At 41.6% G+C, this 9,813-nt stretch carries 13 protein-coding genes; 9 read left to right on the top strand and 4 right to left on the bottom strand.

Features of this window, described 5'->3' with window-relative positions; all coding sequences use genetic code 11:
• The first annotated feature begins 531 nt into the window (after positions 1-531).
• The 4 genes from ADA55_RS05425 to ADA55_RS05415 all read left to right on the top strand — a co-directional run bounded on the left by ADA55_RS05425 (position 532) and on the right by ADA55_RS05415 (position 2,987).
• The gene (locus tag ADA55_RS05425; RefSeq protein WP_048680215.1) at positions 532-1,500 is read left to right on the top strand and encodes an MBL fold metallo-hydrolase; all 969 of its coding nucleotides are present in this window, start codon (positions 532-534) and stop codon (positions 1,498-1,500) included.
• A gap of 23 nt (positions 1,501-1,523) precedes the next feature.
• Positions 1,524-2,315, top strand: a complete 792-nt coding sequence (locus ADA55_RS05420; RefSeq protein ID WP_095678600.1) for an SDR family NAD(P)-dependent oxidoreductase — start codon at positions 1,524-1,526, stop codon at positions 2,313-2,315.
• Positions 2,316-2,463: 148 nt separating this feature from the next.
• Positions 2,464-2,604 (top strand): hypothetical protein, encoded by a 141-nt coding sequence (locus ADA55_RS29155; RefSeq protein ID WP_153246096.1) that lies wholly within the window; start codon positions 2,464-2,466, stop codon positions 2,602-2,604.
• A 20-nt stretch (positions 2,605-2,624) separates the two neighbouring features.
• Positions 2,625-2,987 (top strand): DUF3221 domain-containing protein, encoded by a 363-nt coding sequence (locus ADA55_RS05415; RefSeq protein ID WP_142398457.1) that lies wholly within the window; start codon positions 2,625-2,627, stop codon positions 2,985-2,987.
• 51 nt (positions 2,988-3,038) lie between these two features.
• Here the strand turns inward: ADA55_RS05415 and ADA55_RS05410 are convergent, their stop codons facing one another.
• Entirely contained in the window at positions 3,039-3,698 is a 660-nt protein-coding gene (locus ADA55_RS05410) for a C40 family peptidase (protein WP_034308187.1), read from the bottom strand.
• A gap of 414 nt (positions 3,699-4,112) precedes the next feature.
• On the opposite strand from ADA55_RS05410, the gene ADA55_RS05405 reads away from it, so the two are divergent.
• From ADA55_RS05405 to ADA55_RS05395, 3 genes are all read left to right on the top strand, one after another.
• Positions 4,113-5,372, top strand: a complete 1,260-nt coding sequence (locus ADA55_RS05405; RefSeq protein ID WP_048680204.1) for a DNA polymerase thumb domain-containing protein — start codon at positions 4,113-4,115, stop codon at positions 5,370-5,372.
• A 26-nt stretch (positions 5,373-5,398) separates the two neighbouring features.
• A complete protein-coding gene (locus ADA55_RS05400) occupies positions 5,399-5,731 on the top strand; it encodes a YolD-like family protein (RefSeq protein WP_048680200.1) in 333 nt (110 codons plus the stop codon).
• A 214-nt stretch (positions 5,732-5,945) separates the two neighbouring features.
• A complete protein-coding gene (locus ADA55_RS05395) occupies positions 5,946-6,269 on the top strand; it encodes an iron-sulfur cluster biosynthesis family protein (protein WP_048680197.1) in 324 nt (107 codons plus the stop codon).
• 44 nt (positions 6,270-6,313) lie between these two features.
• Here the strand turns inward: ADA55_RS05395 and ADA55_RS05390 are convergent, their stop codons facing one another.
• Entirely contained in the window at positions 6,314-7,213 is a 900-nt protein-coding gene (locus ADA55_RS05390; protein ID WP_048680194.1) for an alpha/beta hydrolase, read from the bottom strand.
• Between the two features lie 130 nt (positions 7,214-7,343).
• On the opposite strand from ADA55_RS05390, the gene ADA55_RS05385 reads away from it, so the two are divergent.
• Both ADA55_RS05385 and ADA55_RS05380 read left to right on the top strand, forming a co-directional pair.
• Entirely contained in the window at positions 7,344-7,604 is a 261-nt protein-coding gene (locus ADA55_RS05385; RefSeq protein ID WP_048680192.1) for a YqkE family protein, read from the top strand.
• Positions 7,605-7,767: 163 nt separating this feature from the next.
• A complete protein-coding gene (locus ADA55_RS05380) occupies positions 7,768-8,205 on the top strand; it encodes a MarR family winged helix-turn-helix transcriptional regulator (protein ID WP_034308170.1) in 438 nt (145 codons plus the stop codon).
• 48 nt (positions 8,206-8,253) lie between these two features.
• On the opposite strand, the gene ADA55_RS05375 is transcribed toward ADA55_RS05380, so the two are convergent.
• A complete protein-coding gene (locus tag ADA55_RS05375; protein ID WP_048680190.1) occupies positions 8,254-8,679 on the bottom strand; it encodes an Ohr family peroxiredoxin in 426 nt (141 codons plus the stop codon).
• A gap of 222 nt (positions 8,680-8,901) precedes the next feature.
• Complete coding sequence (locus tag ADA55_RS05370) at positions 8,902-9,810, bottom strand: aldo/keto reductase (RefSeq protein WP_048680187.1); 909 nt, start codon at positions 9,808-9,810, stop codon at positions 8,902-8,904.
• Positions 9,811-9,813: the final 3 nt, after the last annotated feature.

Here is a 9,813-nt window from a genome sequence, read left to right as displayed (position 1 = left end):
CTCCAATCAACCTTAAATAGTTTCGTTTAAAAACAACAATCTTTACGAAAGAGCCTTTATGAAAAACAAAAAGACCCCTCATCCAATAAAGGACGAAAGGTCTAGCTTCCGTGGTACCACCTTTGTTCAACTTTTCCATAATAAATAAACAGAAAAGCTGCACTTGATTCCTCTAACGCGGGAATTACGTCAGGTTTTCCTGAAGGCTCATAAGGTAGGTTCAATAATGAGGGGGCGATGAAGCCTTTCAGCACATTCCGAGCTTCACTCTCTTTACGCCATCAATAATTTACTTGGCCTTAATCAAAGCCATGCCGTCTTTAATTACTTGTGATTATGAAGGATATATCAGTACTCTGTCAATGATAATATATGCATGGACGATAAAAAATAGACATGAATTATGTGAAAATAATGACAGTAATTAAAAATACATGTAAAATGGTAATTATACATGATAACTATACTTAGAATCCTGGTTAGCGTATAAAAAGATTTATATAAATATAATTTTCTAAGGTGGAAAAGATTATGGCGAATTGGAATGGAGATATTGCGAAAATTGCTTTGCCCACGCCGTTTGCAGTGGGTGATGTGAATGTTTATGTCGTTAAAGGGGATGCTTTAACATTAATCGATACCGGCGTGAAAACAAAACGTTCAAAGGAAGCCTTGACTAACGGTCTTGGGGATTTGGGTCTGAAACTGACTGATATCGAACAAATCATTTTAACCCATCATCATCCCGATCATGCTGGTGCACTCGATTTCTTTGAAAAGGATATCCCGGTTTATGGACACAAAAATAATCAGCGCTGGCTTACTATCAGTGATGAGTTTCTTGAAACCCATAATCGTTTTTTCCTTGATTACGCCAAAAAGTTCGGAGTGGCAGAAGAGCTGAAAAATAAACTGATCCATAACCGCGACGAAATCCGTTTCCTTAGTGAACGGAAGCTGCATGGATATTTGGCTGAGGGGGATGAGCTCCCTGGTCTTCCAGGCTGGAAAGTGATCGAGACTCCAGGGCATGCGCAAAGCCATTTATCTTTTTACCGGGAAAGTGACGGGATCATGATCGCTGGCGATCACTTGCTTGCCAAGATTTCACCTAACCCATTAATGGAACCACCTTTACTCCCTGGAGGCATGAGGCCTCGTCCGTTACTGCAATATAATGCATCACTTCAAAAATTATTGGATTTCCCCATATCCACTGTTTACTCAGGACATGGATCTGAAGTGGCAGGAGATGCAGTTGCAGACTTGATTCAATATAGATTCGAGCGGCAGCATAACCGTGCCATGCAGGTGAAAAGCATGCTTCAAGATAAGCCTTTATCTGTCTTTGAAGTGTGTCAGCAGCTGTTTCCGAAAGTATACCTTCAGGAAGTGGGCCTGACACTTTCGGAAACGGTCGGTCAGCTGGACTATTTAGAAGACTTGGGTGAAGTCCAAACAGAAATCCAATCAGGGGTCATTCTGTATTCAATCGCTTAATGTTCGCAAGGAGGCCGCTTTTTTTGAATAAGTTACAAGGTAAAGTTATTGTTATTACCGGTGCTTCCGGAGGGATTGGCAAGGAAGTTGCCATTCAAAGTGCAAAACAGGGAGGCCGTCTCGTCCTCTTGGCCAGAAGCATGGATAAATTACTGCTGCTGAAGAATGAACTGATCACCCAATATGGGATTGATGCATATGCCTATAAGCTTGACGTTGCAGACACGGATCAGGTGACAAATGTTTTTAATGACATCCATGAGCAAATAGGTGAAGTGGATGTGTTGGTCAACAATGCTGGTTTCGGCACGTTTAAAGAAGCGCAGGATACGGAATTAAATGAAACGAAAGCAATGTTTGCTGTCAACGTCATTGGATTGATGGCCTGCACAAAGCTGGTTCTGCCGTATATGAAGCAGAGGAAATCGGGGCATATCATCAATATCGCTTCACAGGCCGGTAAAATCGCCACTCCTAAATCAACATTGTACTCTTCTACCAAGTTCGCAGTTCTTGGCTATTCAAACGCACTTCGGCTCGAACTGATGGAAGATCATGTTTTTGTGACCACCGTCAATCCTGGCCCTATAGAAACGAATTTCTTTAACATTGCGGATGAATCAGGTACATACTTAAAGAACGTTGAAAAATTCATGCTTAAGCCTGGAGATGTCGCTGCTAAAATCGTAGCGGCGATGCTGACCAACAAGAGGGAAATCAATCTCCCTGGCTGGATGAATTTAGCTGGGAAATGGTATAACATGTTTCCGAAGATCACCGAAACATTAGGAAAAAAAGCATTTTTCAAAAAGTAGGCTAGTCTTTCGATTCCAGATGAAAAATGGTCCAATAATAGGTAAAGGGGAATGTCGATGACATTCCCCTTTTGAATTAACCGAAGTTATCATTTGAATGGGTAACTGTTTCATGGGGAATCCGTCATTTCTATTAGGAGGGATTTTCATGAAGATGATTGTAAACCTTTATATATATTTATTCGTCGCCTTTATTCTGGGCAGCTGTCAATCCCCCGATTGGAACATGGATGAATCCAATCGGGGGAAGAAGGTTTCATTACGGATCTTGACGATAAGAGGATTTTGATTAAAGGGACGTACTATAAGGTGACCAATGATACATATATTCAAGATCAACATGGTAATGACCTCGATTATTCCGAACTGGAAATCGGGATGAAAGTGAAACCGTGGCACCGGGGCGGGGTGAAGAAATCATTTCCTGGGAAAGCGGAAGCGGAATTGATTCTTGTTTTGACGGATGAAAGCAGCTTGGCCGAACAAAGGGCGGTCAGTGCTGCTCTCGATCATGTCAGCAAAGCGGAAAGTCAGCGATTCATGGTTCTCGAAGTCGCCCATTTACCCTCAGAGCATGTTTATAATATCGAAATGATGAATCGTTCCAACTTGGATTCTTCATTCATTGTGACAGTTGAGGATGTAACGGATGAAATATTATATATAAAATAAAACAACCGGACTGAATCACTTTGAATTCCGTCCGGCTGTTTGTCCTGGATTTTATAAAGTTTTCGCACCTAAATATTTTGGTTTCCAATAAGAATTATCCATATCCGTAATGGTTATTCCTTTGGAAGACGTAGCACTAATGAATTGACCATTTCCGATATAGATCCCAACATGGGATACTCCTGTTCTTCCAGAAGAAGTATCAAAGAATACAAGATCACCCTTAGCTGGTGAAGATACTTTTAACCCTGTATTGGAATAGAGCAAGGATGTTGTACGCGGTAAGGTAATTCCTTGAGATTTCTGGAATACGTAATAGACGAAGCCTGAGCAGTCAAATCCAGTTGGTGTTGTTCCGCCCCATTTGTAGGGTTTGCCTATTAAGGTTTTTGCATAGCTGATCAAGCTAGTATTATTGACATTATAAACACCAAGCGCATTAAATGTGTTACGGCCGGCAATTCCGTCAGCAGTCAACCCTTTGGCTTTTTGGAATTTTTTTACTGCAGATACAGAATAGGTGCCGTAATATGTAGTCAGTGAACCTGAATATGTGAAATAACCTTTGGTTTTTAATAGTTGTTGTAGTTGTTTGACATCACTATGTGTCATTCCGGGTCTGAGGGTTTGGTCTCCAATATTGGCAAAGGCTTGCAGTGGGGTTAGCATCATGGCAGATGCAACAGCAGCTGAAGCGATCCATTTCTTCATAATTTTCATTTCCTCTCTATCTATCTCTCTATTATTTCTTAACAATATTATCCTACAATACCATTATGACAAATAGACATAATTTTGGTTACATTTTCATTACAAAAAATGAGCATTAAGACTGGATTCCAAGTAGACGAAAGCCTGTTGAAAAGGGTGGGGGGATTTTAAAAAACTAAGTATATGGACCTACTTAAAATTATTCAAGCTACCAATTAATCTTTTTCAAAAAAACAATCTGGATGCTAAGTTTAAATTTGGTATTTTATCCATTTTTAGTATCTATTATATTTTTCAAGGAAATTACAATAAAAAGTAGAAATTTGTATGAAAACTTCCATTGAATAAGAACGTATATTCGGTTAAAGTTATGAATATAATAAAGCGAACGTATATTCTTGTTAGGGTGAAGAAATGATGGATTATGGGACGATGCCGAAACAATCAATTATGTGTATCGATATGAAAAGTTTTTATGCAAGCTGTTCAGCGGTCATGCTTGGTCTGGACCCGCTTGATTGTTATCTGGCGGTGGTTGGTGATTTGAAGAGGACAGGGAGCATTGTGCTCGCGGCTTCTCCAAAGATGAAGAAGGAATTTGGCATCAAGACAGGTTCGCGGATGTTTGAGATCCCGAATGACCCGAGGATTGTCGTCGTTGAACCTAAAATGGCGACTTATTTAAGGGTTTCGACGGAAATCACCCGCTTGTTCAACCGTTATGTGCCAAAAGAAGCGATTCACGTATATAGTGTGGACGAAAGTTTTGTGAAAGTCGATGGTGCCGCTTCTTTATGGGGAGATGCCCGCATGATAGCTGAAAAGATAAAAGATGAAATTGAACGGGAATTACAGCTCCCCTGTGCCATTGGAATTGGACCGAACATGCTCATGGCAAAACTTTGCCTTGATTTGGAAGCCAAACATCAGGGGATTGCAGAATGGAAGTATGAGGATGTGCCAAGCAAACTTTGGCCGATTTCCCCGCTTCGTGAAATGTGGGGGATCGGCAGGCGCGTAGAAAAAACCCTTCATGGAATGGGTATATTTACGGTTGGGCAGCTTGCCAATTATGATCTTGAATTACTTGAAGCGAAGTTTGGAATTATGGGCAATCAGCTTTACCACCATGCCTGGGGAATAGATTTATCCGATATGGGGGCAGCGATCATCGAAGGGCAGGTCAGCTTCGGCAAAAGTCAAATCCTGCTGCGGGATTATAAGGATGAGCATGAGGTAAAGCAGGTCATGCTGGAAATTTGCGAAGAAGTTGGAAGAAGGGCACGCACCCATCGTAAGGCAGGAAGAACGGTGAGCCTAGGCATTGGTTACAGCAAGGATGAGTTTGGCGGAGGTTTCCATCGTTCGCGTTCGATTAATGAACCGACCAACATCACGATGGAGTTATATAAAGTTTGCCTGGAGCTTTTCCATGAGAACTATAAGCAAAAAACGGTTCGAAGCATAGAGGTCAGACTCTCGAATATTGTGGATGATAATGAAATGCAGCTGACTTTATTTGATGCTTCGCGCTGGAAGAAGCGGGAATTGAGTTACACGGTTGATCGAATCCGCCACAAATATGGAGCCAAATCGTTATTGCGTGCCGTTTCGTATACAGAAGCAGGTACAGCCGTATACCGAAGCAAGCTGCTTGGTGGGCATAAGGCGTAAGGCTGACTTTGAAAGGAGGGAAAAGAATGATTCGTGATCGCGGCCGTATCAAATGGACATCGATGATGTTGCCGGAACATGTGAAGATGCTCCGGGATTGGGTGGTGGAGGATGGCTATGAAACGAAGCGCATCCTGGATGAGCAGCAACTGGAAGAAATGAATGAGGTAATGGGGGAAGCGATGGAGGAAAGAAAGGATGTCACGATTGCCCATTATGAAGGAAACCGGTATCAGCTGTTAATCGGCAGGATTCATTATTATAATGAGCTCACCCAAAAGCTCCATATCGTTGACCGGTTTGAGCAGGCTCACTATATCAGGCTTTCCGATATAGCGGATGTAAGGATAATGGAATGATGAGCGGAAGGGCTGTTCCCCAAGGGACAGCCTTTCATTTTCGAAACGGCATCGTGATGAAAGGCTGACGTGACATAAGAGAATCGGCATTTGTTAGAACGGTCCATGAGGAAAGTGATTTCCGTGAGGGCATAAGGAAGCAGGCAGTTTCGTTAACAGAAACGTTTTTATCGTTTATAATGGGGGAATGCAAAGACATCGGGAGGCAGCAATCATGTATATTGAATGGACGGAAACAGCGGCTGAGAAAATAGCCGGTAAGGTACAGGGACAAGAAGGATATTTACAGTTGAAATATGATACTGATGGCTGCGGCTGCGTGGTAAGTGGTGTGACGGCGCTATGGTGGGTCAACGAACCTGAAGAAGGTACCGAAAAAGTGGAAACAAACGGAATTCCGCTATATGTTGAGAAATCAAAAATGATTTTTCTTGATGAAGTCATGAAAATAGACTTTGTTGCGGAAGCGAACAGCTTTCAATTAAAAAGTCCGAATCAAATCTTAAATCCGAGGATGAGCTTTTTTAATAAAATATAATTAAAAAGCAAAAGAGGGGATCGTGGATACCCTCTCTTTTCTTCTCAGACAAGTTTTAGAAACTGATCGATTTGATCTTCATATTCTTTTGGATTTTCATTATAAGATTGAGCGTGGGCCCCTTTTTTAGCGATGTACAGCTGTTTTGGGCCCTCTTTTGCTGCATATAATTCCGCTGTCATGGAAGCGGGAATGAAACTGTCATTTTCACTATGGATGAAGAGCACGGGTTTTCGGATATTTTTCATATAATCGATTGGGGACACTTCATTGGTCCAATATCCGTCACGGAGTTTGATGAACGTACGCCCGAGCGGAAATACGGTCCAAGAAGGAAATGGGACTTCATGCTTGAGCTGGTGTTTGATCTGATCCTCGAAGTTTGAAAATGGACAGTCGGCAATGTAAAAATCAGCACCATCTTCAAGCATTCCGGCATATAAAAGCAGGGTTACGGCCCCCATGGATTCTCCATGAATGCCAATATGAAGGTCGGGCCCTTTGCGTCTTTTCAATTCATCGATTACGGCCTTCAGGTCGAATTTTTCATAATGTCCATAACTGCTCGTCTTGCCACCGGAATCCCCATGCCGGCGGTGGTCATAAATGATCGCATTGAAGCCCCGCTTAAGAAAAATGTTCATGTACTTAATCGAATTGACTTTGTTCTCCGTCACACCATGAGAAATGACCATCCACTTTTTGGTGTCATGCGGTTCGATAAACAAGCATTTCAAGGAATATCCGGATGGTGACGATACCCAAATTTCCGATTTAGGCAGATTATCAAAATCCTCCGTGATCAGGCGTTTAGCCATGATTTCACGATTCTGGATAAAATCATCTTCCTTCTTTTTCATGTACATGATCCGATTGGAAAAATAAAGGCCGACGCCGATGATATACGCTAGGATTCCAGCCAGTGTAAACCACCATTTCTTCATGAAAGGACCTCCTCGATTGATTTTCTTTATTTTACCATGAGGGAAATGGGAAAACACTGTCTGAAAACCATGATGAGGAAAACGGCAGTCGTGATATAATAATTTCATAAATGGCCAGGAGGTTTTAAGGATGAAAAAGAAACAGCCGCGAAAACAAAATCAAAGCAAAAACCAAGATAAAGATTCATCTTCATTGAAACTCGGTGATATGATCAATCAAGATATCATGTCCCAGCTTCGTCAAAAGCAAAAAGAACTTAATGAGGCTGAACAAGAGAAAAGGGAAGCGGAAGAAGAAAAAAAACGTGAAGAAAGAAAGCGGCGGGAGAAGAATAAATCATTCGAAGAACTATTGGGTGAAAGCAATTTGAACTGGAAGAACTATAAATAAAAACAGGGAGCAGTTAAAATTTTAAAAGGGCTGGCTCCCTTTTTCTGTTCAGGAAGATTTATTCCTTGCTGATATTCCTTTATTTTATAAAGTATAACGATTATATTAAAGATAAGTTCGATATGCTTTCATATCGGATGGACTACTATTAGCTGGTGATAGGATGCAAAATAAAATAGAAAAAGTACTGGAAGACCAATTATGTTTCCTGCTTTATGCAAGTTCGCGGGAAATGACGAAGAAATATAAACCGCTGCTTGATAAACTTGAAGTGACATATCCTCAATATCTTGTTCTGCTTCTATTATGGGAACAGGATACACTTACAGTAAAAAAACTTGGGGAGCTCCTTGCCCTCGACTCAGGAACGCTTACCCCCATGTTGAAACGAATGGAGCAGAATGGCTTGATTGTCCGTGAACGTTCCACTGAAGATGAACGGTCTGTCATGATTAAGTTGACGGAAAAGGGACTTGGTTTACAGGAAGATGCCTGTTTCATTCCCGATCGCATTTCGGCAATGTCGGGTGAGGATAAGAAGGTGGTTGAGGATTTAAAAGCTTCGCTGCTCCAACTATTGAAAACATTACAGGAATTTTAGCGAAGAAAAGACGCTTGGGAACCCCAAGCGTCTTTTTATTGATTGGATTTAGTCTACTTCTATTTCAAAGGCGACATCCACATTGCCATTGATTGCTTTTGAATAAGGACACATTTGATGCGCTTTATGAACAAGGGTTTCGAATGTCTCCTTGTCGACCCCGGATCCCTTCACAGCCAAAGTTACAGCCAAGCTGTACTGATGCATCTCACCCATCAATAGACTGACGCTTGCGGTAACTTTTGAATCGAAAGAAACGCGTTCGATTTTACCAACCGATTGCAAAGCGCTATCAAAACATGCAGCATATCCAGCTGCAAAAAGCTGTTCCGGATTAGATGCTTCAGGCATCTGTTTAGCCCTAGGTGTTCCAGGCATCGCAATATCAACCGTGAAATTGCCGTCAGCAGAAATTGCCGTTCCTTCTCTTCCGCCATCGACTGTTACAGAGGTTGTAAATAATGTTTTTGTCATCATTTTTTCTCCCTTATCTTTTTATTTTTAATTGTGCACAACTGAATTGTACAATATTAGTTTTGGGATGTCCAATGAAAAGTTTAAAACCGTTAAATTAGAATGATTGGAAACTTGAAGTTGGTAAAGAAGGCGAAAAAAAGATGGAACGGAAAAAGGCTGACTATCCCGTTGGTTAAACGGAGATAGGGCAGCCTAAAGGTTTGTCCTGACATTTCTTTTTTAATTCCGGTGACTTTCATATTTGTTCACTTTAGTCAACCGCTTCAGGATATCCAACTCGGTGGTGGACAGTGAAGGGCTGTTGGCAGCTTGGCAGTTATCACGAAGCTGCTGTACTGAGCTTGCGCCTGGAACAACGGTAGCTACGCTTTGATGGGACAATACATATTGAAGTGCCGTTTCATTCAACTTCCTATCGGAAAGTTTGTCCTTTATTTGCGGAAGCAAATCTTTAAGTTCGTGATAGCTATAGTCAAGGTATCCATCCTCATTTGCCTTTTCAAGCATTTTTTCACTGAGCAGCCCTTTGGCAAGGGGGCCACGGGCGATCATGCTGATTTGTTTGTTGGCCAAAAGGGACAGCCACTCTTCTGGGCGGCGGTCGAGCAGATTAAACTGCATCATCACGGAATCAAGCTCAGACTTTTCAGTGAATTCCTTGATGACATTCGGACGAATCGAGGAAATTCCATAATATCGGATATAGCCTTCTTTTTTCAAATCTTCAAATGCTTCTACCGTTTCTTCGATATTGTCTGAAATGGTGCCGCCATGTAACTGATAAAGATCAATATAATCAGTCCCCAATCGCTTTAAGCTATCTTTTACTGCCGTTTTAATATGAGCGCCGGATGGGTCCCAGCTCCAGGAATCTTTATTTTCATTCCAGCGGTTTCCGACCTTGGTGGCTATGTATACCTTATCGCGGACCGATTTTAAATTCTTTCCGACGATTTCTTCATTCATACCGAAATCATATAAATCGGCCGTATCAAAATAATTGATTCCTTCATCTAAAGCGGCCTGTATGATTTCGGATGCCTGATTTTCAACAGTCCCCAATGACATGCATCCAAGCCCGATTTCAGAAACTAGCAAGTCAGAATTTCCTAGTCTGCGTTTTTTCATGTT

The organism is Bacillus sp. 220_BSPC (assembly GCF_001054655.1).
In the GTDB taxonomy this organism is placed as follows: domain Bacteria; phylum Bacillota; class Bacilli; order Bacillales; family DSM-1321; genus Peribacillus; species Peribacillus frigoritolerans.
The sequence above is the reverse complement of the archived record's forward strand: the minus strand, read 5'-3'. Positions and strand labels throughout refer to the sequence as shown.